This is a genomic window from Variovorax davisae (assembly GCF_030316845.1).
GTDB classification, from domain to species: Bacteria; Pseudomonadota; Gammaproteobacteria; order Burkholderiales; family Burkholderiaceae_C; genus Variovorax; species Variovorax davisae.
This window is the reverse complement of the sequence record NZ_JASZYS010000008.1, coordinates 228319-252725: the sequence shown is the minus strand read 5'-3', so window position 1 is coordinate 252725 and position 24407 is coordinate 228319. Positions and strand designations below refer to the sequence as shown.

General features: G+C 69.3%; 27 protein-coding genes. 15 read left to right on the top strand and 12 right to left on the bottom strand.

Translation table 11 applies throughout. From position 1 onward, the window contains the following. Positions 1–105: 105 nt before the first annotated feature. The 4 genes from QTI33_RS20130 to QTI33_RS20115 all read right to left on the bottom strand — a co-directional run bounded on the left by QTI33_RS20130 (position 106) and on the right by QTI33_RS20115 (position 3937). Positions 106–1281, bottom strand: a complete 1176-nt coding sequence (locus QTI33_RS20130; protein WP_286508037.1) for a BamA/TamA family outer membrane protein — start codon at positions 1279–1281, stop codon at positions 106–108. A gap of 99 nt (positions 1282–1380) precedes the next feature. Beyond that, positions 1381–1908, bottom strand: a complete 528-nt coding sequence (locus QTI33_RS20125; RefSeq protein ID WP_286508036.1) for a hypothetical protein — start codon at positions 1906–1908, stop codon at positions 1381–1383. 12 nt (positions 1909–1920) lie between these two features. After that, positions 1921–2697: a DUF2092 domain-containing protein gene (locus QTI33_RS20120; protein ID WP_286508035.1), complete on the bottom strand. Its 777-nt coding sequence runs from the start codon at positions 2695–2697 to the stop codon at positions 1921–1923. 319 nt (positions 2698–3016) lie between these two features. Continuing rightward, positions 3017–3937, bottom strand: coding sequence for an HAD family hydrolase (locus QTI33_RS20115; RefSeq protein ID WP_286508034.1), 921 nt, complete (start codon positions 3935–3937; stop codon positions 3017–3019). A 372-nt stretch (positions 3938–4309) separates the two neighbouring features. Between QTI33_RS20115 and QTI33_RS20110 the strand changes: the two genes are divergently transcribed. Next, positions 4310–4693, top strand: a complete 384-nt coding sequence (locus QTI33_RS20110) for a nuclear transport factor 2 family protein (RefSeq protein WP_286508033.1) — start codon at positions 4310–4312, stop codon at positions 4691–4693. A 10-nt stretch (positions 4694–4703) separates the two neighbouring features. On the opposite strand, the gene QTI33_RS20105 is transcribed toward QTI33_RS20110, so the two are convergent. Beyond that, a complete protein-coding gene (locus QTI33_RS20105) occupies positions 4704–5666 on the bottom strand; it encodes a DMT family transporter (RefSeq protein ID WP_286508032.1) in 963 nt (320 codons plus the stop codon). A 109-nt stretch (positions 5667–5775) separates the two neighbouring features. Here QTI33_RS20105 and QTI33_RS20100 point away from each other — a divergent pair, with 109 nt between their 5' ends. The 4 genes from QTI33_RS20100 (at position 5776) to QTI33_RS20085 (ending at position 9450) form a co-directional block, all read left to right on the top strand. Further along, entirely contained in the window at positions 5776–6768 is a 993-nt protein-coding gene (locus tag QTI33_RS20100; protein ID WP_286508031.1) for a tripartite tricarboxylate transporter substrate binding protein, read from the top strand. A gap of 61 nt (positions 6769–6829) precedes the next feature. Then, positions 6830–7639 (top strand): isocitrate lyase/PEP mutase family protein, encoded by an 810-nt coding sequence (locus QTI33_RS20095; protein ID WP_353506347.1) that lies wholly within the window; start codon positions 6830–6832, stop codon positions 7637–7639. Then, complete coding sequence (locus tag QTI33_RS20090) at positions 7632–8474, top strand: amidohydrolase family protein (protein ID WP_286508029.1); 843 nt, start codon at positions 7632–7634, stop codon at positions 8472–8474. Before QTI33_RS20095 ends, QTI33_RS20090 begins: the two co-directional genes overlap by 8 nt. Then, positions 8464–9450 carry a tripartite tricarboxylate transporter substrate binding protein gene (locus tag QTI33_RS20085; protein WP_286508028.1) on the top strand — a complete coding sequence of 329 codons (987 nt, stop codon included), beginning with the start codon at positions 8464–8466 and terminating at the stop codon, positions 9448–9450. The genes QTI33_RS20090 and QTI33_RS20085 overlap by 11 nt, the downstream gene beginning before the upstream one ends. 2 nt (positions 9451–9452) lie before the next feature. On the opposite strand, the gene QTI33_RS20080 is transcribed toward QTI33_RS20085, so the two are convergent. The 3 genes from QTI33_RS20080 to QTI33_RS20070 are packed head-to-tail and all read right to left on the bottom strand — an operon-like array spanning position 9453 to position 11037. Further along, the gene (locus QTI33_RS20080; RefSeq protein WP_286508027.1) at positions 9453–10334 is read right to left on the bottom strand and encodes a LysR family transcriptional regulator; all 882 of its coding nucleotides are present in this window, start codon (positions 10332–10334) and stop codon (positions 9453–9455) included. Between the two features lie 29 nt (positions 10335–10363). Beyond that, on the bottom strand, positions 10364–10747 hold the full coding sequence (locus QTI33_RS20075; protein WP_286508026.1) for a hypothetical protein: 384 nt from the start codon (positions 10745–10747) through the stop codon (positions 10364–10366). Continuing rightward, the gene (locus tag QTI33_RS20070) at positions 10744–11037 is read right to left on the bottom strand and encodes a type II toxin-antitoxin system Phd/YefM family antitoxin (protein ID WP_286508025.1); all 294 of its coding nucleotides are present in this window, start codon (positions 11035–11037) and stop codon (positions 10744–10746) included. Before QTI33_RS20070 ends, QTI33_RS20075 begins: the two co-directional genes overlap by 4 nt. 138 nt (positions 11038–11175) lie before the next feature. On the opposite strand from QTI33_RS20070, the gene trkA reads away from it, so the two are divergent. From trkA to QTI33_RS20050, 4 genes are all read left to right on the top strand, one after another. After that, positions 11176–12642, top strand: coding sequence for a Trk system potassium transporter TrkA (trkA, locus tag QTI33_RS20065; protein WP_286508024.1), 1467 nt, complete (start codon positions 11176–11178; stop codon positions 12640–12642). Between the two features lie 17 nt (positions 12643–12659). Beyond that, a complete protein-coding gene (locus QTI33_RS20060) occupies positions 12660–14126 on the top strand; it encodes a TrkH family potassium uptake protein (RefSeq protein ID WP_286508023.1) in 1467 nt (488 codons plus the stop codon). 127 nt (positions 14127–14253) lie between these two features. Beyond that, positions 14254–14652 carry a hypothetical protein gene (locus tag QTI33_RS20055; protein WP_286508022.1) on the top strand — a complete coding sequence of 133 codons (399 nt, stop codon included), beginning with the start codon at positions 14254–14256 and terminating at the stop codon, positions 14650–14652. A gap of 35 nt (positions 14653–14687) precedes the next feature. Then, on the top strand, positions 14688–14924 hold the full coding sequence (locus tag QTI33_RS20050; RefSeq protein ID WP_286508021.1) for a hypothetical protein: 237 nt from the start codon (positions 14688–14690) through the stop codon (positions 14922–14924). 27 nt (positions 14925–14951) lie between these two features. Here the strand turns inward: QTI33_RS20050 and QTI33_RS20045 are convergent, their stop codons facing one another. The 4 genes from QTI33_RS20045 to zwf all read right to left on the bottom strand — a co-directional run bounded on the left by QTI33_RS20045 (position 14952) and on the right by zwf (position 18749). Then, a complete protein-coding gene (locus tag QTI33_RS20045; RefSeq protein WP_286508020.1) occupies positions 14952–15863 on the bottom strand; it encodes a DUF2628 domain-containing protein in 912 nt (303 codons plus the stop codon). A gap of 3 nt (positions 15864–15866) precedes the next feature. Further along, positions 15867–16586 carry a hypothetical protein gene (locus QTI33_RS20040; RefSeq protein WP_286508019.1) on the bottom strand — a complete coding sequence of 240 codons (720 nt, stop codon included), beginning with the start codon at positions 16584–16586 and terminating at the stop codon, positions 15867–15869. A gap of 275 nt (positions 16587–16861) precedes the next feature. After that, positions 16862–17173 carry a hypothetical protein gene (locus QTI33_RS20035; RefSeq protein WP_286508018.1) on the bottom strand — a complete coding sequence of 104 codons (312 nt, stop codon included), beginning with the start codon at positions 17171–17173 and terminating at the stop codon, positions 16862–16864. 109 nt (positions 17174–17282) lie between these two features. Next, positions 17283–18749 (bottom strand): glucose-6-phosphate dehydrogenase, encoded by a 1467-nt coding sequence (zwf, locus tag QTI33_RS20030; protein WP_286508017.1) that lies wholly within the window; start codon positions 18747–18749, stop codon positions 17283–17285. 128 nt (positions 18750–18877) lie between these two features. Between zwf and QTI33_RS20025 the strand changes: the two genes are divergently transcribed. The 6 genes from QTI33_RS20025 (at position 18878) to napA (ending at position 24405) form a co-directional block, all read left to right on the top strand. Next, entirely contained in the window at positions 18878–19222 is a 345-nt protein-coding gene (locus QTI33_RS20025; protein WP_286508016.1) for a hypothetical protein, read from the top strand. A gap of 120 nt (positions 19223–19342) precedes the next feature. Continuing rightward, positions 19343–20131, top strand: coding sequence for a DUF899 domain-containing protein (locus QTI33_RS20020; RefSeq protein WP_286508015.1), 789 nt, complete (start codon positions 19343–19345; stop codon positions 20129–20131). A gap of 73 nt (positions 20132–20204) precedes the next feature. Then, positions 20205–21224, top strand: coding sequence for a methyltransferase (locus QTI33_RS20015; protein ID WP_286508014.1), 1020 nt, complete (start codon positions 20205–20207; stop codon positions 21222–21224). A gap of 122 nt (positions 21225–21346) precedes the next feature. Continuing rightward, on the top strand, positions 21347–21511 hold the full coding sequence (gene napE / locus QTI33_RS20010) for a periplasmic nitrate reductase, NapE protein (RefSeq protein WP_286508013.1): 165 nt from the start codon (positions 21347–21349) through the stop codon (positions 21509–21511). Positions 21512–21599: 88 nt separating this feature from the next. Next, entirely contained in the window at positions 21600–21938 is a 339-nt protein-coding gene (locus QTI33_RS20005) for a chaperone NapD (protein ID WP_286508012.1), read from the top strand. Further along, positions 21910–24405, top strand: coding sequence for a periplasmic nitrate reductase subunit alpha (napA, locus tag QTI33_RS20000; RefSeq protein ID WP_286508011.1), 2496 nt, complete (start codon positions 21910–21912; stop codon positions 24403–24405). Before QTI33_RS20005 ends, napA begins: the two co-directional genes overlap by 29 nt. The last annotated feature ends 2 nt before the right edge of the window (positions 24406–24407 follow it).

Below are 24407 nucleotides of genomic sequence, written 5' to 3'. Positions count from 1 at the left end.
AACGAGACCTTTCTGCATGGCACGGCCCGGCCACGCCGGATATTGGCGGCGATGCTGCGGGGCTGCAATTGCCCTTTGGTGCAGAGCGTCAGCGCGAGAGCGCGCTCATCGCCAGGCGCTGCCCACCTGGATGTAGGTCACGCCGCCCTCCGGACCCTGCGCGTAGTCCAGGCCGACCCACAGGCCGAGCTGCCTCGCGATCAGATAGCGAAAGCCGACGCCCCGGCTGACTTCGGTCGGTGCGTCGCCGAAGCTGTCGTTGCGGCCCCAGGCCCGGCCGGCGCCGATGAAGGCGATCGCCGCCCATCGCGGCAGGAGGTTCCAGCGGATCTCGGCCTCCGTCACCGCCGTGTGCGCATCCTGGTAGCGGGCGGCGGGAATGCCGCGCATGTCGATGAACGGCAGCATGTAGAAGGGAACCCCGCCGCTGGCGCTGCGCCCGTCGAGCCGGCCGGCCAGCACCACGTCCTTCGCCACCGGCCAATAGGCGAAGACATGGCCTCGGTAGCTCTGGAAGCGCGTGTCGCCGCCCAGGTCGGGCGAATAGAAGGTGGCATCGAGGGCACCGGTCCAGCCGCTGGAAGGCGTGAAGGTGTTGTCGCGCGAATCATGCTCCAGCGTCAACCCCACGCCCGAGTTGCGCCGCGCCGACGGCTCGCCCGCCAGGCCGGCACGCGGGTCCTGGCTCAGGTCGAGCTGGCTGCCGAGGTCGAGGTAGGTCCAGCTCGCGCCCAGCCAGTAGTCGCTGCGGCCGATCCGGCGCAGCACCTTCTGGCTCGAGAACCAGCCGTCGAGCGAATAGGCCAGGCTGTGGGCGCCCCCGCCCAGGCCGCCGCCGCCGATGCCGTAGAACTGCAGATTGACCTGGGCGCGGCCGACGCCGCCGCGCACGCGCCAGCGGTCGTCATCGAAGCTCAGGCTGCCACCGACGAAGGCCGCCTTGGTGCCGTTCTCCGTCGCCGCTGCCCCGCCGACGAACACATCGGGCGGCGTCAGCCGCGGCGAGCCGTCGTCCCTGGACACGCCCGCGCGTTCGACGTTGCGCACGAACATCAGGGCGACGCCGCCCCCATAGCCCACCGCGGGCTCGCTGATGACGATCGGGATCGGCAGGAAGCCGTTGCCCTGGGTCATCGAGGTGGCGATGTCGAACTGCCCATCGGCCTGGTCGATGAAACCCTCGGCCAGCGCATCGCCGATGCCGCCTGCGCAGACCGATGCCAGCAGCAACGGGCGGCCGCGCCGCAGCACCCGGTACGCGATGGCAGTGGCGATTCGCATGGCGGTCGATGCTAGCAATCAAAACCGCTTCGTCGTGTAGGCCCGCGTCGCATGCCCGAGCGCGGGTTCCAAGCTGCGCGCCACCCCGGCGCGCCAGGCTCAATAGGGCGGATTGATGACCACGTACTGGCCGCCCTGCGGCTGGTACCAGACCGTGCCGCATTGCTGGTAGACCATTCCGCCGTAGTTGACCGGCACGCAGCCGGCAGGGACCGCCCGCACCATCGAACCCACCACCGCCGAAGTCACGGCGACGGTGGCGGTAACCGCGGCCGCGGTGGCGACCGGGTGGTAGTCGTTGTCCCAGCCGCAGTTGCGGCAGCCGCCGCCGCCGCCCGTGACGACGACGTTGGTGTTGCGGTTGACGTTGTTGACATTGACGTTGTTGACGCTGGTGTTGCGGACGTTGTTGGTGCGCACGTCCGCGCTGCGGTTGTTGACCTGCGCCCGATTGGCGCCGCCACCGCCGCCCCCCGCATGCATGCCGCCGCCACCGCCCCCGTGCATGCCTCCCCCGCCGCCGCGTCCCCCGCCCCCGATGGCTTCGGCCGATGGCGCCCAGGCCAGCCCGGCAACCACCAGGGCGCTCAGAAGGGCCGCGTAAGTCCTGCTTGCTGCTTGCTTCATGGCACGGCTCCTTCAGGAGGTCTTCAGGGGAACGAACTTGGCCTCGCTCGCCCCCTTGGGCGGCACGAACCTGAAGGTCGAATCCTTGAAGCCCGGGTTCTTCTTCCAGTCGAACACGGTGACCGATTGCGGCCTGGCTTCATCCGAGCGATTGGTGATCACGAGCCTGAGCGGCAGCGGATTGGCGCCCGCGCTGAGCCAGATCTGCCAGTCGAGCTCGCCCTGCCGGAAGGCGTAGTGGTCGCTGAGCACCTCGTCGACGAAATCCTGCCCGGCGAACATCGCCGACTGGATCGCATCGAACGGCGCCTCCGGCGTTCCCCAGACGAACAGGTCGGAGGCCGGCACCTCGATGCCGAAGCGCTGCTTGAGCTTTTCGATCAGCACGCTCAGGTTGTCGCTGAACTCGGCCTGCGAATAGGTCTTGAGCGCCGGTGTGAACAGGGTCACGGTCTTGCCGTCGTAGAAGAGTTCGCGCACCGAGCGCGGACTGGACATCCGCACGCGCATCTTGTTCGGCCGCACGACCTGGAGCTCGGCAGTCGCCGCGTGCTGCAGCTTCTGGCCATCGGCCAGCACCCGCTCGGCGGTCAGCTCGATCTCGACCTCGAAGCGCTTCAGCGACTGCAGGTGCGCGCCCATGTCCTTGAGCGCCTGGATCGCCTGGGGATCGACCGGATTGGCCGCCGGCTGGGCGGCCGCGGCGGGTGCCGGCGCGGGCTGGGCATGAAGGCCCGCAGCCCCGAGCGACAGCGCCAGCACGCTGGCCGCCAGTAGTGTTCGAACCATGTCTGCTTCTCCTGGTCGGTGAAAGGGGCGACGGATCGCGGCGACGCTCAGGCAAGAATAGACATGCCCAGGGTCCAAGTAAAGCTGCCCTTTGGTGCAGGCAGGTGGCGCAGGATCGCCAAGGCAACCTGCGGCGCGCGATGTGCAGGGCGGCGGCACCAGCGGACCGGGCGCTACGACGACCCGGCCGGACACGCACCGCTGCGCGAGGCGATCGCGGCCTGCCTGTGCGTCTGGATCGAAGACCCGGGCTTCCCGCCGACGCCGCAGGTCCTGCGGGCCGCGGGCCGGCGCCCGCAGGCGACGGCACCTGGCGTCGTCATGGCGCGAAGACCTCGGCCCAATCCCGCTTCATGCTCACGACCTCGATGCCGTAGCGCGGCGCGTTGTCGAGCGCGTCGGCGAGCGGGCTCAATCGGAATTCGCGGTCGTAGGCGAATTCGCGGCTGCCGTCGTCGTGATGGAGCAGCAACGCGAGCCGAGGTCCGGGCCCGGTCTTGGTGTAGCGGAGCATCGCCAGGTCGCCGTCCGAATTGCCGAATGCCAGGATCGGCCGGCGGCCGATGTGAAGTCCGATGTTGCAGGGCTTGACCTCGCGGTCGTCGAAGGTGTTGACCTCGGCCAGCTTGACCAGTTGTCCGACGTCCTGCTGGATCTCGAAGCGCGTCTTGACGCTGGAACCGACGACCTGGTGCCGGGGGATCCTGTAGACCTCCTCCGAGAAGGCGCGGATCAGGTCGATGCCGCCGCCCGACACGATGAAGACCTGGAAGCCATGCTTCTGAAGGTACGCAACGAGTTCCAGCTGCGGCACGTACACGAGTTCCGTGAACCGGCGGCCCAGGGTCGGGTGCTTCGCTTCGGCGAGCCAGTCCCGAGCCACCTGGTCGAACGCTTCCTCGGTCACGCCGGCGTGCACGGCCGCTCCCACCTCGAAGAGGCCGCGCATGCCGGCCGCCTTGATCGCCGCCATGTCCTGGTCGACATAGGCCTTGAACGGCTGCCGCTGCGCCAGGCCCGGATCGCGCGCGACCATGGCGTTCAATCGATGCCGGGCGAACGAGAACTGCACCTGGAGCGGCTGCTCGCACCACAGCGTGCCGTCGTTGTCGAAGGTCGCGATTCGATCGGCGGGACGGACATGGTCCGGGCCGCCCTCCAAGGTCACCCTGGCCACGAAGTCGAGGATGGCCGCCTTGGCCGGGCCGTTGTTCCAGGACCAAAGCTCCGCACTCGGCATGGCGAGTTCCTTTCAGGTCGACGACGCGTTGGCGCCAGGGGTGAGCGACCCGCCTGCTGCATCCTGCAGGCCCAGCCGCTCGAGGATCTGCCGGTCGTACCGGGCCCATTCTCGCCCGGAGTTCTCGACCGCCATCTTGTCCAGGTCGAGCCGTTGGCGGTCGACTTGCCGGAGCCCATGATGCCCTCGATCAGGACGAGCCCATGGTGCCCCGGAGGTTGGCGGTCTGTCGGTGCATGCATGCGGCTGTTGTATCCGATGTCGACGCGTCGGAATTCGCTGACCGGCACAACCCGGGCTCTCCGACGCCCGAACGCCGGGCCCTTTCGAGAATGGATTCACTTCCCAACATCAAGAAGGAGTCGTGCCGCCATGCGCAAGACACTGATGGATCTGGAGACCCGGTTCTGGCAATCCATGGTGGACCAGGACACGGACAGCGCGCTGTCGATGTTGTGCGAGCCTGCCCTGATGGTGAGTTCGCATGGCGCGATGCAATTCGATCACGCAGGCTACCGGAAAATGGCCGAACAGGGATCGATGGTCGTGAAGGGCTTCGAGTTCAGCGACGTCGAGGTTCTCTGTCCCAACGACGCCACCGCCATCCTGGTCTACCGGGTCCGGCAGACGACGGCGCCCAGGGGCAAGTCGGAGACTTCGACCGAGGAGATGCTCGACTCGTCGACCTGGGTGCGCGACGGCGACCAGTGGTTGTGCGCCGTGCACACCGAAACGCCCGCCCCGCCCAAGGCTTAACGCCCGCCCGTCATTCCGGCTGGGCGTCCAGCGCGGCCGCCCGCAGCCGGCCGCGCTCGCCGTGCAGCATGTAGAGACCCGATCCGACGAGCAGCGCGATGCCCAGCCAGGCCGATCCGCTGGGGACCTCGTCCCACACGGCGTAGCCCAGCAGCATGGCGAACAGCACCGCCGAGTAGCGAAACGGTGCCGTGAGCGACACCTCGCCGGCGCGCATGCATTGGACGAGCAGGAGATAGCCGGTGGCCAGGAAGGCGGCCGCGACCCCCAAGAGGGCCAGGTCGCCCGGCGCGAACGGCGGCCAGCCGGTGAACAGCGTCAGGCAGCCGGCCAGCAGGGTGACCGCCAATGCCGTCGCCAGCGTGATGATGATCGACGGAATGACCGGGTCGATGCGACGCGTCAGCAGGTCACGCGTGGCATGGAACAGCGTCCCGAGCAGGCACAGCAGGGACCAGGCGTTGAAGCCATCGCCGCGGGGCTGCACCACACACAGCACGCCCGCGAAGCCCAGCACCACGGCGGCCCAGCGCGCCCGGCCGGCGCGCTCGCCCATGAAGAGCACCGCGAAGACGGTCATGAACAGGGGCGCGGCGAGGTTGATGGCCGTCGCGTTGCCGATCGGCAGGCGGAACAGCGACAGCAGGTACAACAGGGTCGCGCAGGCGTCGACCGCGGCGCGCAGCGCCACCCGCGGGTGCAGCAAGGCGCTCGCCTGCCGCAGCGCGCCCAGGCGGTGCGCGGCCAGCAGCACCAGCGCCGAGGCCATCAGCCCGCGCAGGAAGATCAGCTGCGCCGAGGCCATGGACTGGCTCACATGCTTGACCAGCGCGTCGTTGAGCACGAAGCAGCCCATCGCGGCGATCATGGTGACGATGGCGCGCCTGTTGGTGCGGGAGGTGGTCGTGGCGGAAAGGCGCTGCGAGGACATGGCGAACGGGAAGATGGCGAAACCGAGCCGCGAGTGTTGCATAAGTGCCGCTTATGAATAAGCAACCCGGCAAGGCATTCCCAGGGGGTGACGAGCTGCCGATACTTGGCCGGGCCGCGCGTCGCGGCGCGAGCAAGCAACAGGAGACACCATGACCCATTCCCTTCGCGGCACCTTGGCCGCCACCTTCGTCGCCACGGCCCTCGCCGCCGCCTCGGCCGGCAGCGCCGCCTGGGCGCAGGCGGCACCGGCCGCCTGGCCGACCAAGCCGATCCGGCTGATCGTGCCGTTCTCGGCCGGCGGCGCCAACGACCTGATGGCGCGCGCCGCCGCCGAGGGCGCCTCCAAGGCGCTGGGCCAGCCGGTCGTGGTCGAGAACAAGCCCGGCGGCGGCACCACGCTGGGCGCCGACGTGGTCGCCAAGTCGGCGCCCGACGGCTACACCTTCCTGATCAGCGCCGCCGGCGTGATCTCCAACAGCATGATCAAGAAGACCATGCCCTACAAGGACGCCGACCTGGAGCCGGTGGCGATGATCGGCCTGGCGCCCTCGGTGGTGCTGGTGCCGGCCGACGCGCCGTACAAGAACCTGAAGGAATTCATCGCCGCCTCGAAGACCGGCGAGGGCTTCCACTGGGCCACCGCCGGCACCGGCAGCACGCCGCATTTCGTCTCGGGCGTGCTGCAGACGAAGTACGGCGCCAAGCTCGACATCGTGCCCTACAAGAGCGGCTCCGAGTCGATCACGGCGGTGCTCGGCAAGCAGGTCGAAGCCACCTCCGAGGCCAGCATCGTCGCCCTGCCCTATCTCAAGAGCGGCAAGCTCAAGGCCCTGGCCGACACCTGGACCAGCCGCATCTCGGCCTACCCCGAGCTCTCCACCGCGACCGAGCAGGGCTATGGCGACCTGCGCATCGCGCACTGGGCCGGCATCCACGCGCCCAAGGGCACGCCGCCGGCGATCCTCGACAAGATGAGCGCGGCGGTCGATTCGGCCATGAAGACGCCGGCCATCGCCGAGCGCCTCAAGGGCCTGGGCATCGAGCCGATCGGCGGCACCCGGGCCGCCTTCGTGCGCTTCGTCGACGAAGAGCGCGCGCGCCTCGGCGCGGTGGTCAAGGCCACCGGCATGAAGGACGAATGAGGTGGACACGCTGCATCCCGGCACGGCGCTGCGCCGCAAGGTCGAGGCCCGGCGCGGGCTGATGGTGCCGGGCGCGGCCAACGCGCTGGCGGCCCGCGTGATCGAGCAGCTCGGGTTCGAAGCCGTCTACCTGAGCGGCGCCGGCCTGACCAACACCTTCTACGGCCTGCCCGACCTCGGCTTCGTCGGCCTGTCCGACATCGCCCAGCACACGGCGGCGATCCGCGACGCGGTGGCGCTGCCGATCATCGTCGACGCCGACACCGGCTTCGGCAACGCGCTCAACGTGCGCCACAGCGTGCGCACGCTCGAGCGCGCCGGTGCCAACGCGATCCAGCTCGAGGACCAGGCCAGCCCCAAGAAATGCGGCCACTTCGAGGGCAAGGCCGTGGTCCCGCTGCAGGAGATGGCGGGCAAGGTCAGGGCCGCCGTCGATGCCCGCCTGCACCCGGACTTCCTGGTGATCGCGCGGACCGACGCCGCCACCGTGGAGGGCATCGACGCCGCGATCGCGCGTGCCGTCGCCTATGCGGAGGCCGGCGCCGACCTGACCTTCGTCGAGGCGCCCGAATCGCTCGAGGCGCTGCACCGCATCCCGCGCGAGATCGCCTGCCCGCAACTCGTCAACGTGGTGATCGGCGGCAAGACGCCGACCCTGCCCGCGAGCGACTTCGCCGCCATGGGCTTCGGCCTGGTGCTCTATGCCAATGCCGCGCTGCAGGGCGCGGTGCACGGCATGCAGCAGGCGCTGCAGGCGCTGCAGCGGGACGGCCGGCTCGACGAATCCGGCGGCCTGGTCGCGACCTTCGCCGAGCGCCAGGCGCTGGTGCGCAAGAGCGCCTTCGACGCGCTCGAACAGCGCTATGCCTGAGCCCCTGGCGACGGCGATCACCGCCATCGACAGCCATGCCCACGTGTTCGTGCGCGGGCTGCCGCTGGCGCCGCAGCGCCGCCACGCGCCGGACTACGACGCCACGCCGGCCGACTTCGGCGCGCTGCTCGATGCCCACGGCGTCTCGCATGCGGTGCTGGTGCAGCCGAGCTTCCTGGGCACCGACAACCGCTTCCTGCTCGATGCGATCCGGACCCGGCCACGCCGGCTGCGCGGCGTCGCCGTGGTCGACCCCGAGGCCGACGACGATGCCCTGCAGGCGCTGGCCGACGGCGGCATCTGCGGCATCCGGCTGAACCTGGTCGGCCTGCCGATCCCCGACTTCTCGCGCCCGGCCTGGCAGCGCCTGTTCGCGCGCGTGCGCGCGCTCGACTGGCATGTCGAGCTGCACCGCGACGCGCAGGCGCTGGCCCGGGCCGGGCAGCCCGTGCTCGATGCCGGCTGCAAGCTGGTGGTGGACCATTTCGGCCGCCCCGGCGCCCTGGCCGACGCCGGCCAGGCGTGGCTGCTGGCCGCGGCCGCCGGCGGCCGGACCTGGGTCAAGCTCTCGGCCGCCTACCGCAGCTGGCCCGCGCCCTGGGCGGCCCAGGCCAGCGTGGCGGCCGAGCGGCTGCTGCGCGCGTTCGGCGCCGAGCGCCTGCTGTGGGGCAGCGACTGGCCCCACACCGAGCACCGCGAATGCGTCGACTACACGGCCGCCCGGGCGGCGCTGGCCGACTGGGTGCCCGACGCCGCAGCCCGCCAGCGGATCCTGGTCGACACGCCGGCCCGGCTCTTCGGCTTCGAACGAGAGGGAGACCTTCATGCGCCATGACTTCTCTCGCCCGGGCTGGCTGGCCCGGGCCGGCGCCGGCGCCGTCCTGCTGCTCGCGGCGCTGGCGGTGCAGGCCCAGCCCTGGCCCAGCCGGCCGATCCGGCTGGTCGTGACCTACCCGCCCGGCGGCACGGTCGACGCGGTGGCGCGCATCGTCGCGCCCGCCCTGTCGAGCCGGCTCGGCCAGCCGGTGGTGGTCGACAACCGCGGCGGCGCCGGCGGCGCGATCGGCGGCGACCTGGTGGCCAAGAGCGCACCCGACGGCTACACGTTGATGCTCGATGCCTCCAGCCATGCGCAGAACCCGGCGCTGCGCAGCAAGATGCCCTTCGACACCTTGCGCGACCTGGCGCCGGTGTCGCTGCTGGTGAAGGTGCCCAACGTGCTGGTGGTGAATCCGGCGGCACCGATCGGCAGCGTGCAGGACCTGGTGGCCCAGGCCCGGGCCAGGCCGGGCGAGATCAACTACGCCTCGTCGGGCAACGGCTCGGCCCAGCACCTGGCGGCCGAGCAGTTCAGCGCCATGGCCGGCGTGCGCATGACCCACGTGGCCTACAAGGGCGGCGGCCCGGCGCTGACCGACGTGATGGCGGGCCAGGTGCCGGTCTTCTTCGCCAGCCTGGCGTCGAGCCTGCCGTACATCCAGGCCGGCAGGCTGCGGCCGCTGGCGGTCACGGGCAAGGCGCGCTCGCCGGTGCTGCCGCAGCTGCCGACGGTGGCCGAATCGGGACTGCCGGGCTACGAGGTCTACGAGTGGAACGCGGTCTTCGTGCCGGCGGGCACGCCGGCGGTGGTGGTCGAGCGGCTGGCCAGGGAATTCTCGGCGCTGCTCAAGGAGCCCGGGATCCGCCAGCGCCTGGAGGCCACCGGCGCCGAAGTGGTTGCTGGCGGGCCGGCCGAGCTCGACGCCTTTCGCCGCGCGGAGATCGCCAAGTGGGGCCAGCTGGCGCGGACGCACAAGATCCAGATGGACTGAGTTCAGTCCGCCAGCATGGCGGCGAAGGTGTCGGCGAAGGTCGGCCGCGAGCGCGCCAGCCACAACGCCGCCAGTTCGAAGGACGGCAGCGCCGCGCCGTCGCGCACCTGGGCATAGCGAACGCCCGCATGCTGCAGCGAGCGCACCGAGCTCGGCAGCAGCGACCAGCCCAGGCCGGCCGCCACGCAGGCCAGCACGGTGAGGGTGCGGTTGGCGTCCTGCCGCACTTGCAGGTCCAGGCCCGCGCTGCGGAAGGCGCCGAGCATCAGCGTGCGCAGCAGCGGCATCTGCTGGGCCGGGAACCACACCAGCCCGTGGGCGGCGATCTCGGCCATCGACACGCAGCCGTCGGCCGCCAGTTCATGGTCGGCCGGCAGCGCCACCACCATCGCTTCCTCGCCCAGCCGCCGCTCGTGCACCCGGGCCGTGACCGGCACCGGGGGGTGCAGCAGCGCCAGGTCGATGCGCCCGCCCTCGAGCGCGTCGACCTGCTCGGCGTTGCTCATCTCGCGCAGCACCACGTCCAGCTGGGGGTGCTCCACCTGCAGCCGGCGCAGTGCCCGCGGCAGCACCTCGTAGACCGCATGGGTGACGAAGCCGATGGTCAGCCGCCCGGCCCGGCCGGCGCCCATGGCGCGGGCGCGCTCGGCGGCGGCATCGCCGTGGGCCAGGGCAGCCCGCAGGTCCTCGACGATCGCCAGGCCGGCCTCGGTCAACGCCGCACCGCGCCGGCTGCGCTCGAACAGCTTGGCGCCGATCTCGCTCTCGAGACGATTGAGGGTCTGCGTCAAGGCCGGCTGCGCCAGCCCGAGGCGCTCGGCGGCGCGGGTCAGGCTGCCGCATTCGGCGATGGCGACGATGCAGCGCATCTGGCGGGTATCCATCGCGGGATTCTAGGCAGGCGGGGCGCCGGTCAATCGGCCATGCCGTAGCCCAGCTCGCGCTCATGCCGCAGCGAAAGCAGGACGACGTCCCGTTCGGAATGCGCGTAGACAAGGATGTGTCGCGCCAGGATGAATTCCCGCAGTTCGGGCATGCCCAGTGCCGCGGCCAATTGCCTGGCCTGCTCCGCCTGCAGCCGCCCCCATCCGGAGCGGGCAGCGAGAAACCGCGCAGGCCGACCGCTCGCCGGAGCGAAAGACAGGAGCTCGCGCGCCCGCGCCAGTTCACGCTGGAGCTTCTTGTAGCGCGCCGGCGCCGTCCCGGCGGCTTGCGCGTGCATGAAATCGCGCGCCGCGCCCAGGTACGCCAGGAAGTTCGGAACCGCGCGAACCCTCGCGTTGACCGGAATGCTCACGGCGCAGATGGGGCGCCGAGTGCCTGGTCCAGTTCGTCGTCGGCGACGAAGTGGCCGGCCATGGCCTGCCGCAACCCTGCGACGGCATCTTCGGCCAGCACCAGGCTCGCGTGCTCGCGCTCGAGGGCATGGTAGTAGTCCAGGCGACGCGCGTCGACCAGTGCCACATAGCTGGCGCCGTTCTTGGTCAGCACTTTTTCCGAACCGCTTCCAACGACGTCTTCGGCCAGTTCCGTGAGCCTGGCGCGCGCCTCGCTGATGGGAACGATGTCCGACGCTCGCAATGGCATTTTTCAGTATCCGTTAAGGCTTTCGTTAAACCAGTCTATCGATGAATCCCAGGCACCGCAATCCCACGGCTCCCGGAGTGGCGGCCACCCTGGCGCGCCGCCTTCCAGCGTATAAAGCCTGCCGGGAGACCACATCACTTGAAAATCATCATCCTCGGCGCAGGCCGCATCGGCGAGAGCGTGGCCGGCACGCTGGTGTCCGAGCGCAACGACATCACCGTCATCGACACCGACGCGGTGCGGTTGCGCGAACTCGAAGAACGCATCGAGCTGCGCGGCGTGGTGGGCAGCGGCATCGAGCCCGACGTGCTGGCCGAGGCCGGGGCGCGCGATTGCGACATGCTGATCGCCTGCGCCGCGCAGGACGAGACCAACCTGGTCTGCTGCAAGGTGGCCTACCAGGTGTTCGGCATCCCGACGCGCATCGCGCGCGTGCGCTCCAGCGCCTTCAAGGAAGACAGCCCGCTGCTCGGCAAGGAGGGCTTCGCGGTCGACTGCGTGATCTGCCCCGAGGAATCGCTCACGCGCTACATCGGCAAGCTGGTCGAGTACCCGGAGGCGCTGCAGGTGCGCGAGTTCGCCAACGGGCTGGCCTGCCTGGTGGCGGTGCGCGCGGTCGCGGGCGCGCCGATGGTGCGCCACAGCATCGCCGAGCTGCGCGAAACCGTGCCCGGTGCCGACATGCGCATCGTCGGCATCTACCGCCGGCTCGAGAACGAGCCCGACCGCTTCATCGTCTGCGAAGGCCCGACGCTGATCGAAGCCGGCGACGAGGTGTTCGTGCTGTCGGCGCGCGAGCACCTGCAGTCGGTGCTGTCGGCGCTGCACCGCTACGACAAGGCGGACCATCGCGAGGTCGAGCGCATCATGATCGCGGGCGGCGGCCGCGTCGGGCTGCGGCTCGCGAGGCAGCTGGTCGAGACCGGACGCAACTACCAGATCAAGGTGCTAGAGCGCGACCACGCGCGCTGCGTGCAGCTGGCCTCCGAACTGCCGGGCAGCGTGCTGGTGCTGCACGGCGACGGCACCGACGAGGACCTGCTGGAAGACGAAGGCATCGAGCACATCGACCTGTTCCTCTCGCTCACCAGCGACGACGAGGACAACATCATGGCCAGCCTGCTGGCCAAGCGGCTCGGCGCGCGGCGCGTGCTGGCGCTGATCAACCGGCGCAGCTACGCCGACCTGATGCACGGCACGCAGATCGACATCGCGCTGTCGCCCGCGCAGACCATGCTCGGCGAACTGCTGGCCTATGTGCGCCAGGGCGACGTCCAGGCGGTCCACAGCCTGCGCCGCGGCGTGGCCGAGGCGCTGGAGATCGTGGCCCGCGGCGACCGCAAGACCTCGCGCGTGGTCGGCCGCCGGATTTCGGAGATCCAGCTGCCCAAGGGCGCGCAGTTCGGGCTGGTGATGCGCGGCCTGCCGGAGATCGGCGAGGGCGAGGCTCCGGCCGGCGCCGCGGCGCCGATTCCGGCGCAGGTGATCATCGCGCGCGGCGACACCGTGATCGAGAGCAACGACCACGTCGTGATCTTCGTGCCGCGCAAGCGCCAGGTGCGCGACGTGGAAAAGCTGTTCCGCGTCAGCGCCACCTTCTTCTGACGCCACCGGCCTTCTCGATGAGCGACTTCTTCCCGGTGCTGCGCGTGCTCGGCGCGCTGCTGACCTTCTTCTCGCTCGGCATGTTCGTGCCGTGGATCATTTCCTGGACCCACGCCGACGGCCTGCGCCACGTGTGGGCGTTTTCCGCCGCGATCTCCTTCGCCTGCGGGGCTGCCCTGTGGGGCGGCCTGGGCCGCTACAAGCGCGAACTGCAGCCGCGCCATGGCATCTTCCTGGTGTCGCTCACCTGGGTGCTGCTGCCGCTGTTCGCCACGCTGCCGATGATGTGGGCCCTGGACGACATCGGGCGGCCGATCAACTTCACGCATGCCTACTTCGAGTCGGTGTCCGGCCTCACGACCACGGGCGCGACGGTGCTCGCCAAGCTGGACGAGCTGCCCGTGTCGATCAACGTCTGGCGAACCTTCCTGCAATGGCTGGGCGGCATGGGGATCCTGGTGCTGGCGGTGGCCATCCTGCCGCTGCTGGGCGTGGGCGGCAGCCAGCTCTTCAAGGCCGAGGTGGCCGGCCCGATCAAGGACAGCAAGCTGACGCCGCGCGTGAAGGAGACCGCCAAGGGACTCTGGGGCATCTACGCGAGTTTCTCGGCCGCCTGCTTCCTCGCCTACTGGGCCGGCGGCATGAGCGCCATCGACGCGATGATGCACATGTTCGCGACCGTGAGCCTGGGCGGGCTCTCGTCGCACGACGCCAGCTTCGCCTACTTCGCCTCGCCGCTGCTCGAGGGCATCTCCGTGCTCTTCATGCTCGCGGCCAGCTGCAATTTCGCGCTCTACTTCATCGCCATGCGCAAGGGCCACTGGCGCGGCTTCTGGCGCGACCCCGAGTTGCGCGGCACGCTCGTCGCGCTGATCGGCGGCGGCCTGCTGGTGGCGCTGGTGCTGTGGGCCAAGGGCGTCTACGGCGTGGTGGATGCGCTGCGCTACGGCATGTTCCACGCCATCTCGGTCGGCAGCACGACCGGCTTCGCGACCGTCGACTACCTGGCCTGGCCGGTGTTCGCGCCGCTCTTCATGCTGCTGCTGTCGAGCGTGGCGACCAGCGCCGGCTCGGCCGGCTGCGGCATCAAGATGGTGCGGGTGCTGATCCTGGTGAAGCAGGCGCGGCGCGAGATGACGCGCCTGGTGCACCCGCGCGCGGTCCAGCCGGTGACGCTCGGCAGCACGGTGGTCGACCACCGCGTGATCTTCTCGGTGCTGGCCTTCATGCTGGTCTACGGCGTGACGACGATCTCGCTGAGCATGCTGCTGGTGCTGACCGACCTCGACCCGGTCACCGCCTTCAGCGCGGTGCTGGCCAGCGTGAACTGCACCGGCCCCGGGCTCGGCAGCGTCGGGCCGGCCGGCAACTTCAGCGGCCTGACCGATTTCCAGGTCTGGGTCTGCACCTTCGCGATGGTGCTGGGCCGGCTCGAACTGCTGAGCTTCATCGCCTTGCTGACGCCCTCGTTCTGGCGCAAGTGAGGGTGCCAAAGAGACGCCAGCGGGCATTTTCGGCTGGGGAAAGTCCCCAGGCCGGAAACCGCTTTCCGAGGGCGGCGGTGTTGTTGCAGCGCAATATCCGCAGGCCAAGGCCCGCTACGATGGGGCCATGGACTGCACGACCAAACTGGAGGCCGAGCTGGACCTCTGCTTCGCATGGCTCGCACGGTTCGAGGCCAGCATCCCCCAAGCGCACGACGTCGTCTCGCGCTGGTACACGAGCGCGGCGCTGCAGGCTTACATGCGCTATTCCTGGTTCAAGGCCTCCACGCCGGGCGAGCCGGCGCTCTGCCTGGCCCACATCCAGGTCTCCGAGGACGCCCGCAGCCAAGGCTACTTCGCGCGGCTGGTCGATCGCTTCCTCGACGGCAGCGACGGCCTGCAGGCGCGCGTCCTCTACCTCGAGAACATCGCGAGCCCGAGGTTCGAGGGCTGGCTGCTTCGCGTCGGGTTTCAGCGTTGCGCGCACAGCGCCGGCGAGTTCTCCGCGTACTACGTCACGCGATAGCAGGGCCCCGGCGGCGCATGCTTCAGAATGCCACGATGTCAAATGAACGACGGGACGCGATCCACAAGCTGCAGGCGCTGGCGGTCGAGGAGCGCCTCGCCCACCCCGAGGAAGACGAAGCGCTGATCGCATCGGTGCTCGACCGGCTCGAGGAGATCGAGGACCGGCGCCGCCGCGCAGCCAGGCGAAAGGCCCGCAGCATCGCGCTCGGGATCGGCGCCATCGGCGCACTGATCGCGCTCACGCTGCTGATCCAGGCACGCCAGGCTTGACCCGGCCTCCTGTGGTCTGCGCTGGACTCACGGCCGGCATTCGGGCGGCAGCAGCTTCGGCTTCATGTCCACCGGCTGGCAGGTCCACGTGACGCGGCCGCCGGCGTCCGCGGACGGGACCAGCTGGAAGGTCCGTCCGTTCACCGGTCCGCTCGAGAGCACCAGCCGGATGACGCCATTGGCGGTGTTCAACTGCAGGTCCTGGAGCTCGGGCGGCAGCGGCGGGCCGAACCGGACGGCCGCCAGGCTGCCTGGCAGCGCGCGCTGGCTCTCGTAGTGCTCGCCGACCGCGGCGGCCGCCGCCTTGCCGTAGCGCAGGGCGTTGGCGGCCTTCGCCCGCACCGTGTAGTCCTGGTAGGCGGGCAGCGCGATGGCCGCCAGCATGCCGATGCCCGCAACGATGACCATGATCATCAGCAGGATCAGGGCGACGTTGCTCGTGCCGCCTTTCCGGGCCAGCAGGGCGAACCGGGCCTGCGGGTTGTTGCTCGTGTGGCGGGCACTCGCGATCAGCTTCTGGCAGTGGCGGTAGTAGCCCCCGTTCGAGATCAGCGGCGGGATCACGAACAGGCCCAGCAGGTACACGCCGTACGCCAGCAGCGCGAATCGCGGGGCCACGGTCGCAGTGGCGCCGATGGCGACGCCGATGATGTTGGGCAGCAGGAAGTAGAGCGCCGCCTTGCCCCACATCTTGCGGTACATGAGCCACCAGAACGTGAAGAAGAAGGCGGGCCAGTGCCAGCCGAAGCGCGTGCCTTCCCGGTCGAAGGCCTCGAAGCGCCGCAGGTAGTAGTCGCGATTCTTCTCGCCGATGGCCAGTTCGTAGAGCTCGCGCGCCTCCTGCGCCGCCGACGCCGGCGCACCGGGCTGCGGCGGCCGGACGACGGGATCCGCGCCGAGGGTGGGCTCCGTGCGGGCGCCGGTGTGCAAGGGCTCCATGGTCTATCGGGCCGCGTACTCGCTGCCGGCCCGGCACTGGCCGAACTCGCAATGGATGGCCATCTCGGGCCCGTTCGTGCAAGCGACGCGATAGTCTTCGAAGCCCGGTCCCTTGGCCACCAGCGTCGCCATCGGCGTGGCCGCGCAGCTGCGCGATTTCGCCAGCTTCTCCGCCGTGAAGGTGTCGCGCCCGGTCGGCCTGGTGGCCGCGCTGCTGGCTGGCACGGGCAGCCAGGTCACGAGGACCGTGGGGTCGACGTTCTTGTAGCCGGAGCGGGCCATGCAGTTGGCGACCTGCGTCTCCTGCTTCTTGCGCCAGACGGCCGCCTGGGGCGAGTACACCCACTGGGAGAACAGGCCCATGAGCCCCAGGACCGACGGCGTCGCGGCGGCGACGAGGGGGATGGCGAACCCACGATCGCTCCAGTACGTATGTCCGATGTTCCAACCGATCGCGGCACCCACGCCGACGCCGACCACGAACAGGGCGGCGTCATGGTCCTCGGTCTTGATGAACGGCAGGCCGCTCGCCTCGCGTTGGCATTTCGCGACCAACGCCTCGTAGGTGGCGCCCGTCTGCGGGCCGCTGGCAGGACTGGGCTCGACCATCGGCACATAGGCCGCGCCCACGCCCGAGCCCGGACCGGCGGACGGTCGCTGCGGCCCTGTCGAACAGGCGCTCAAGAGCATGGCAGCGCAAGCGATGCCGGCGATTTTCCTCATGGACCCTCCTGGTGCGGGTTCTGAGTGCCCGCAAAAAGTTACATAGTTATACGTTTATCACATTTTTATGGTCAGTCTCAGATCAGGTCAAGCGCGCGCATGCCTTCGGCGCGCAGCGGCAAGAAAGGAGAACTGCCGAGTCGGACAGCGGCCGCGGGACGAGAGACGGGTTGCTCGCCAGCCGCCGGGCGCTCACGCCCACGCCGGCGATCTGTCGCGCAGACGCAACGATCGCCGAAGGGTGGCGCTCCAGCGCCGCCGACGCCGGCGGGCCGCTAACCCCAGCTGGGGAGGCTGCTCAAGGCATCGTTGGGCCGATTCACGATGTCGACGCCGGTGATCTCGCGCCGGCCAGGCAGCAGCTCGACGTCGCAGATGATTTCCCAGGCGTGGTCTTCGGTGCGCCGCGCGAGGCAGACCTCCTCGCCGGCCGCCAGCAGGTCGGCGCATTCGCCGACGCTGATCCGCTGCGCCGCCCCCAGCGCCAGCCCGGTCGAACCGAACTCCCTGTCCACGACCGGATGAACCGCCACGAGGTCGATCTGTTCGCCCGCGTAGTGGACCGCGGTGATTGCATGCTGAGCCATACGCGACCTCCATTCGTCGAGAGGCCCAGTATCGTTGCGGCGCCCGCCGGCGTCAGTGTGCCTACTTCGGGCATGGGTACGCGGCGCCGTGCGCCGCCGCGGCCCGCGCTCAGCTGCCCGCCTTGTTGGGGTCCCGCCAGGCGCGCTCGAAAGGCAGCCGCCACGCATGCGGCGCGATCAGCTGGTGGATCGGCTTGGGTCCCCAGGAGCCCGGTTCGTAGAGCCGCACCGGCGGCGGCGCCTCCAACAGCGGCGTCGACACCTGCCACAGGCGCTCGATGCCCTCGGCGGTCGTGAACAGGGTGCGGTCGCCGCGCATGGCGTCCAGGATCAGGCGCTCGTAGGCTTCCAGCACCTCGCCGACCAGGCCGGTGTCGCGCATCGCGAACTGCAGGCTCAGCTTGTCCAGGCGCATGCCCGGCCCGGGCCGCTTGCCGTAGAAGGACAGCGACATCTTCGAGGCATCGGCAAGGTCGAAGGTCAGGTGGTCCGGCCCCTGCGCACCGACCCCGGAGCCCGGCGGGAACATGCTCTTGGGCGGTTCGCGAAAGGCGATGGAGATGATGCGCTGCCCCTCCGCCAGCCGCTTGCCGGTGCGCAGGAAGAAGGGCACGCCGGCCCAGCGCCAGTTGTCGATGTGGCACTTGAGCGCGACGAAGGTCTCGGTGTCGGAGTCGGGGTCGACGCCCTCCTCCTGGCGGTAGCCGCTGTACTGGCCGCGCACCACGTCCGCCGGCACGATCGGCAGCATGCTGCGGAAGACCTTGTTCTTCTCCTCGCTGATCGGCGCCGGCTCGAGCGCGGTCGGCGGCTCCATCGCCATGAAGCCGAGGATCTGGAACAGGTGCGTCACCACCATGTCCCGGTAGGCGCCGGTCTGCTCGTAGAAGCCCGCGCGCTTGCCCAGCCCCAGGGTCTCGGGCACGTCGATCTGGACGTGGTCGATGAAGTTGCGGTTCCAGATCGGTTCGAACAGGCCGTTGGCGAAGCGGAAGGCCAGGATGTTCTGCGCCGGCTCCTTGCCGAGGAAATGGTCGATGCGGAAGATCTGCTCTTCCCTGAACACCTCGTGCAGCTGGCCATTGAGGAACACCGCGCTGGCCAGGTCGGTGCCGAAGGGCTTCTCCATCACGATGTGCGAGCGTTCGACCAGCTCGGCCGCGCCCAGCATGCGCACCACCGACAGGGCGGCGCTCGGCGGCACGCTCAGGTAGTGCAGGCGCCGGCATTCGGGGGCGCCGAGCGCGTTCTCGGCCCGCTCCACCGCTTCCTTGAGGGCCTGCGCACCGCCCGACAGCGGCACGTAGTCGAGGACGCCCGCGAAGGCCTCCCAGTCGGCCGGCAGGACCTTGCGGCTGCCGAACTCGTCCAGCGCGCTGCGCGCGACGGCGCGGAAGCCTTCCACGTCGAATTCGTCGAGCGAGACGCCGATGATCCGGCAGCCGGGGATGAAGCCCGCGCTGCAGAGGTGAAACAGGCCCGGCAGCAGCTTGCGCCGCGCGAGGTCGCCGGTCGCGCCCACCAGCATCACCACCTGCGGGAAACGCGGACCGACGCCGGGAGGGATCTTCGCCATTCGTGTCACCTTGCTTCGTTGCCGAGCCGGAAGGCAAGCGATTTTGATGCCAGCGGTCGGCACGCTTACACATTTTTCATGACATCCCGCCTACAACTTGCCTTGGGTCGGCCGATACACAGGGAGCCATGGACAAGCCACATTCAAGCCAGCCGCCCGAGCTCCTGACCCAGCTCCCGAGAGAGAACGTGCTCCAGGACGACGGGGAGCACATGCTCGTGTCGACCAAGGGCGTGGAAGGATCGCGCAGCGACGGGATCCTCATTCGCCGCTGTGCGTTCTCGCTCACGGCGCCGCTCGGCTGCGAGATCATGGGCCAGTACCGGCAGCTCTCGGATGGCTTCTGGCACGCGTCCCTGCGCAGCAGGCTCCAGGGCAGTCCGGCCCAGCGGGGCATCTATGCGACGGAGCTCGACGCGCTGGTCAACCTCTGGGCCAACCGCCGACGGCTCGACCTCGGGACCCGGTTGTAGGCCGGCCTTGCCGGCGGGAATGCCGCCACACTTGTTACTCCCGGAGTTCCTCCTCCGGTGCCAGACTGTCTCCCGATCCGCGGCGCATGGTGCGCAGCGACCCAGCAGGAGAACACACCGATGGCGACGATCACCGAGAACGAACGCAAGGGCGCACCGCCCGCCATGCAGCGGCCGCCTGTCGTGACGCCGCAGGCCTGGGAGGCGGCCCGTGCGCAGCTGCTCGTGAAGGAGAAGGCGCAAACCCGCGCCCGCGATGCCCTCGCGGCCGAGCGCCGGCGGATGCCGTGGATGGCGGTCGACACGGGCTATGCCTTCGAAGGGCCCGCGGGCCGGGTCGGCCTGCTCGACCTGTTCGACGGCCGGCGCCAGCTGATCGTCTACCGCGCCTTCTTCGAGCCGGGCGTGTTCGGCTGGCCGGACCAGGCCTGCAGGGGCTGCTCCATGGTGGCCGACCAGGTCGCCCATCTGGCCCATTTGAACGCCCGCGATACCACCCTGGTCTTCGTCTCGCGGGCGCCCCAGGCGGACATCGCACGGCTGAAGGCACGGATGGACTGGAAAATGCCGTGGTTCAGCCTCACCGACCGCTTCGACGCCGACTTCGGCGTCGACGAGTGGCACGGCACCAACGTGTTCCTGCGCGACGGCGAGCGCGTCTTCCGGACCTGCTTCGTCAACAGCCGCGGCGACGAGCAGATGGGCGGCACCTGGAACTACCTCGACATCACGCCGCTGGGCCGGCAGGAGTCGTGGGAGGACTCGCCCGCCGGCTATCCCCAGACGGCGCCGTACAAGTGGTGGAACTGGCACGACAACTACGCCGCGGACGCGGCGCCCGACCAGCGCTGGGTCGAGGTGTCGGAGGCCGGGGAGGCGGCATTGCGCAACGAGCGGTCGGGGACGTAGGCATCGGGCGGGCTGGCCCCCGGCGCCTTTCGCGACCAGAATGCCCCCTGGACACAACCGACAGGGGGGTCCCTTGGCACACGCAGATCCGGATTCGGCGAACACCCTTCGCCGCATGGTCGAGGGCTACCAGGTGTCGCAGGCGATTCACGTCGCTGCCACGCTCGGCATCGCCGACCTGCTGGCCGACGCCGGCCGCACCAGCGACGAGCTGGCCGCGGCGACCGGCACCCATCCACCCACGCTCTATCGCCTGCTGCGCGCCCTGGCGAGCCTGGGGGTGCTGCATGAATCCGAAGCCCACCGCTTCGAACTCGCGCCGCTCGGCCAGCCATTGCGCAGCGACGTGACGGACTCGGTGGCCGGCTGGGCCGCGTTCATCGGCCGGCCATATTACTGGCAGGCCTGGTCCGGCCTTCTGCACAGCGTGCGGACGGGCGAGAACGCCTTCCGCCATGTGCACGGCACCGACGTCTGGTCCTATCGGTCCGTCCATCCCGAAGAAAGCGCCGTGTTCGACCGCGCGATGACCACGCTCTCGCGCCGCGCCAACGCCGCCCTGCTCGCGGCCTGCGACTTCGGCCGCTTCCACACGCTGGTGGACGTCGGCGGCGGCAACGGGGCCCTGATCGCCGCGGTCCTGGCTGCGCATCCCGGCCTCCAGGGCGTTCTGTTCGACCAGCCGCACGTGGTGTCGTCCGCCGCCGCGCTGCTGGCCCGCGCCGGTGTCGCCGCGCGCTGCCGCACCGTCGGGGGCAGCTTCTTCGAGGCCGTGCCCGAAGGCGCCGACGCCTATGTGCTGCGCGCCGTGATCCACGACTGGGACGACGACGATGCGATCCGGATCCTCGCGCAAGTCCGGCGCGCGCTCGGCGAAGGCGCCAAGGTGCTGATCGTCGAACGGGTGATCGCACCACCCGACGAGGGACGCGACGCCAAGTTCTCCGACCTCAACATGCTGGTGGGCCCGGGCGGCCGCGAGCGAACACGAGAGGACTTCGTCGCACTGCTGGAGCCCGCGGCGCTGCAGCTCCAACGAGTGCTCGACGCCGGCAGCTTCTGTGTCCTGGAGACTGCTGCCGCGGACGCCTGAAGCGGCGTTGCCCGGCGCACCCTCACCTGTTCTTGTCTTGACAACCCCGGCCCGCATGCCTTTAATTTGCCTCGTACTGCTCGCCAGTGGCAGGGATCGTCCAGCGAACAAGGATGACCACGATGGAACAACAGCCTGCGCTCGACCCGCAGCGCAAGAAAGAGGAGCTGCGCAGCTTTCTCTTCCTGACCGCCGTCATGGTGCCCGTCCTGTCCGTTGCCATCGTCGGCGGCTACGGGTTCCTCGTGTGGATGTTCCAGATGGTGAGCGGACCTCCTACGCACTAACGGCGGTGCGCAGACGCAACTGATGAGAAGGGCGAGCACGATGCGGCTCGCTGTCTCCGTACGCATGCCCCAACCAAGGAGATTGCGAGTGGCGATTGCAAAGCGCTTCATCACCATCGAGCCCGAGGATGCCGTCGACGAATGGCATATCGCGGGCGTCGTGGTCCACGCCGATCCGGTCCGGCTCGGCGACGTGCGGGCCGCCGTCGACCTCATGGCCGGCGCCGAGGTCCATGCGGTCAGCGAGGCCGGCAAGATGGTCGTCACGCTGGAAGCACCCAGCTCGCGCGCCATCGCGGCCCACCTGACCTACCTGCACCAGCTCGACGGCGTGCTGTCGGCGGCGCTCGTCTACCAGCACAACGAAGACGCGGCCGCCATGGCCGAGGAGATGAGCGATGAGCTTCAGCCGCCGGGACTTCATTAGGCAGACCGCCGTCGCCGCCACGGCGTCGGTCGCCGGGGTGGCGCTGCCGGCGGGCGCGGCGAACTTCGTGACCGATGGCGACATGACCAAGCTGAAATGGTCCAAGGCGCCCTGCCGCTTCTGCGGCACGGGCTGCGGCGTGACGGTGGCGGTCAAGGACAACAAGGTGGTGGCCACGCAGGGCGACCCGCAGGCCGAGGTCAACAAGGGCCTGAACTGCGTCAAGGGCTATTTCCTGTCGAAGATCATGTATGGCGCCGACCGGCTGACCCAGCCGTTGATGCGCCAGAAGAACGGCAAGTACGACAAGAACGGCGAATTCAAGACCGTCACCTGGGACCAGGCCTTCGACCTGATGGAGCAGCAGTTCAAGCGCGTGCTCAAGGACAAGGGCCCGACCGCGATCGGGATGTTCGGCTCCGGCCAGTGGACCATCTGGGAGGGGTACGCTGCGTCCAAGCTGTACAAGGCCGGCTTCCGCTCCAACAACCTCGACCCCAATGCGCGCCACTGCATGGCCTCCGCCGTGACCGGCTTCATGCGCACCTTCGGCATGGACGAGCCGATGGGCTGCTACGACGACTTCGAAGCCGCCGACGCCTTCGTGCTGTGGGGCTCGAACATGGCGGAGATGCATCCGATCCTGTGGACCCGCGTGACCGACCGCCGGCTCAGCGCGCCGAAAACCCGGGTTGCGGTGCTGTCGACCTTCACGCACCGCTCCTTCGACCTTGCTGACCTGCCGATCATCTTCAAGCCGCAGACCGATCTGGCGATCATGAACTACATCGCCAACTACCTGATCCGCAACAACAAGGTCAACCAGGACTTCGTCAGCAAGCACACGGTGTTCAAGCAGGGCGTGACCGACATCGGCTATGGCCTGCGGCCCGAGCACCCTTTGCAGAAGGCGGCCAAGAATGCCGCTGACCCGAATGCATCGTCCCCCATCACCTTCGACGAGTTCGCCAAGTTCGTGTCGAAGTACGACGCCGCCTACGTCACCAAGCTGTCGGGCGTTTCCCGCGAGCAGCTCGACAAGCTGGCCGAGCTCTACGCGGACCCGAACGTCAAGGTGATGTCGCTGTGGACCATGGGCTTCAACCAGCACACGCGGGGCACCTGGGCCAACAACATGGTCTACAACCTGCACCTGCTGACGGGCAAGATCGCGACCCCGGGCAACAGCCCGTTCTCGCTGACCGGCCAGCCGTCGGCGTGCGGCACGGCGCGCGAGGTGGGCACCTTCTCGCACCGGCTTCCGGCCGACCTGCTGGTCGCCAACCCCAAGCACCGCGAAGAGGCCGAGCGCATCTGGAAGCTCCCGCCCGGCACCATCCCGGACAAGCCCGGCTACCACGCGGTGCTGCAGAACCGGATGCTCAAGGACGGCAAGCTCAACGCCTACTGGGTGCAGGTCAACAACAACATGCAGGCGGCCGCCAACCTCATGGAGGAAGGCTATCCGGGCTACCGCAATCCGGACAACTTCGTGGTGGTGTCCGACGTCTACCCGACCGTGACCGCTCTGGCCGCGGACCTGATCCTGCCCAGCGCCATGTGGGTCGAGAAGGAAGGCGCCTACGGCAACGCCGAGCGCCGCACGCAGTTCTGGCACCAGCTGGTGGACGCGCCGGGCGATGCCCGCTCCGACCTGTGGCAGCTGGTGGAGTTCTCCAAGCGCTTCAAGATCGAGGAGGTCTGGCCGGCCGAGCTGATCGACAAGCAGCCGGAGGTCAAGGGCAAGACCCTGTTCGACGTGCTCTACCGCAATGGCCAGGTCGACAAGTTCCCGCTGAAGGACCTCGACCCCGACTACCAGAACGCCGAGGCCAAGGCCTTCGGCTTCTACCTCCAGAAAGGCCTGTTCGAGGAATACGCGAGCTTCGGCCGCGGCCATGGCCACGACCTGGCGCCCTTCGACATGTACCACGAGACGCGCGGCTTGCGCTGGCCCGTGGTCAACGGCCAGGAGACGCGCTGGCGCTACCGCGAAGGCAGCGATCCCTACGTCAAGGCCGGGTCGGGCTTCCAGTTCTATGGCCATCCGGACGGCAAGGCGGTGATCTTCGCCCTGCCCTACGAGCCGCCCGCGGAGGCGCCCGACAAGGAGTACCCCTTCTGGCTCGCCACCGGGCGCGTGCTCGAGCACTGGCACTCCGGCTCGATGACGCGGCGCGTGCCCGAGCTTTACCGGGCGGTGCCGAATGCGCTGTGCTACATGCATCCGGAAGACGCGAAGAAGCTCGGGCTGCGGCGCGGGGTCGAGGTCGAGCTGGTGTCCCGCCGCGGCAAGATGCGCACCCGGGTCGAGACCCGCGGGCGCAACGCGCCGCCGCAGGGGCTGGTGTTCGTGCCGTGGTTCGACGCCAGCCAGCTGATCAACAAGGTCACGCTGGATGCCACCTGCCCGATCTCCGCGCAGACCGATTTCAAGAAATGCGCGATCAAGATCCAGAAGGTGTAGCG

What these genes read in the sequence shown, in the direction of transcription:
- QTI33_RS20090 (WP_286508029.1), top strand. Translation starts at nt 7,632, where the DNA reads ATGCCTGAGCCCCTGGCGACGGCGATCACCGCCATCGACAGCCATGCC.
- QTI33_RS20095 (WP_353506347.1), top strand. Translation starts at nt 6,830, where the DNA reads ATGGTGCCGGGCGCGGCCAACGCGCTGGCGGCCCGCGTGATCGAGCAG.
- zwf (WP_286508017.1), bottom strand. Translation starts at nt 18,749, where the DNA reads ATGGCGAAGATCCCTCCCGGCGTCGGTCCGCGTTTCCCGCAGGTGGTG.
- napA (WP_286508011.1), top strand. Translation starts at nt 21,910, where the DNA reads ATGAGCTTCAGCCGCCGGGACTTCATTAGGCAGACCGCCGTCGCCGCC.
- QTI33_RS20110 (WP_286508033.1), top strand. Translation starts at nt 4,310, where the DNA reads ATGCGCAAGACACTGATGGATCTGGAGACCCGGTTCTGGCAATCCATG.
- QTI33_RS20060 (WP_286508023.1), top strand. Translation starts at nt 12,660, where the DNA reads ATGAGCGACTTCTTCCCGGTGCTGCGCGTGCTCGGCGCGCTGCTGACC.
- QTI33_RS20045 (WP_286508020.1), bottom strand. Translation starts at nt 15,863, where the DNA reads ATGGAGCCCTTGCACACCGGCGCCCGCACGGAGCCCACCCTCGGCGCG.
- QTI33_RS20055 (WP_286508022.1), top strand. Translation starts at nt 14,254, where the DNA reads ATGGACTGCACGACCAAACTGGAGGCCGAGCTGGACCTCTGCTTCGCA.
- QTI33_RS20105 (WP_286508032.1), bottom strand. Translation starts at nt 5,666, where the DNA reads ATGCAACACTCGCGGCTCGGTTTCGCCATCTTCCCGTTCGCCATGTCC.
- QTI33_RS20025 (WP_286508016.1), top strand. Translation starts at nt 18,878, where the DNA reads ATGGACAAGCCACATTCAAGCCAGCCGCCCGAGCTCCTGACCCAGCTC.
- QTI33_RS20115 (WP_286508034.1), bottom strand. Translation starts at nt 3,937, where the DNA reads ATGCCGAGTGCGGAGCTTTGGTCCTGGAACAACGGCCCGGCCAAGGCG.
- napE (WP_286508013.1), top strand. Translation starts at nt 21,347, where the DNA reads ATGGAACAACAGCCTGCGCTCGACCCGCAGCGCAAGAAAGAGGAGCTG.
- QTI33_RS20130 (WP_286508037.1), bottom strand. Translation starts at nt 1,281, where the DNA reads ATGCGAATCGCCACTGCCATCGCGTACCGGGTGCTGCGGCGCGGCCGC.
- QTI33_RS20050 (WP_286508021.1), top strand. Translation starts at nt 14,688, where the DNA reads ATGTCAAATGAACGACGGGACGCGATCCACAAGCTGCAGGCGCTGGCG.
- QTI33_RS20085 (WP_286508028.1), top strand. Translation starts at nt 8,464, where the DNA reads ATGCGCCATGACTTCTCTCGCCCGGGCTGGCTGGCCCGGGCCGGCGCC.
- QTI33_RS20070 (WP_286508025.1), bottom strand. Translation starts at nt 11,037, where the DNA reads ATGCCATTGCGAGCGTCGGACATCGTTCCCATCAGCGAGGCGCGCGCC.
- QTI33_RS20125 (WP_286508036.1), bottom strand. Translation starts at nt 1,908, where the DNA reads ATGAAGCAAGCAGCAAGCAGGACTTACGCGGCCCTTCTGAGCGCCCTG.
- QTI33_RS20100 (WP_286508031.1), top strand. Translation starts at nt 5,776, where the DNA reads ATGACCCATTCCCTTCGCGGCACCTTGGCCGCCACCTTCGTCGCCACG.
- QTI33_RS20080 (WP_286508027.1), bottom strand. Translation starts at nt 10,334, where the DNA reads ATGGATACCCGCCAGATGCGCTGCATCGTCGCCATCGCCGAATGCGGC.
- QTI33_RS20035 (WP_286508018.1), bottom strand. Translation starts at nt 17,173, where the DNA reads ATGGCTCAGCATGCAATCACCGCGGTCCACTACGCGGGCGAACAGATC.
- QTI33_RS20120 (WP_286508035.1), bottom strand. Translation starts at nt 2,697, where the DNA reads ATGGTTCGAACACTACTGGCGGCCAGCGTGCTGGCGCTGTCGCTCGGG.
- QTI33_RS20040 (WP_286508019.1), bottom strand. Translation starts at nt 16,586, where the DNA reads ATGAGGAAAATCGCCGGCATCGCTTGCGCTGCCATGCTCTTGAGCGCC.
- QTI33_RS20020 (WP_286508015.1), top strand. Translation starts at nt 19,343, where the DNA reads ATGGCGACGATCACCGAGAACGAACGCAAGGGCGCACCGCCCGCCATG.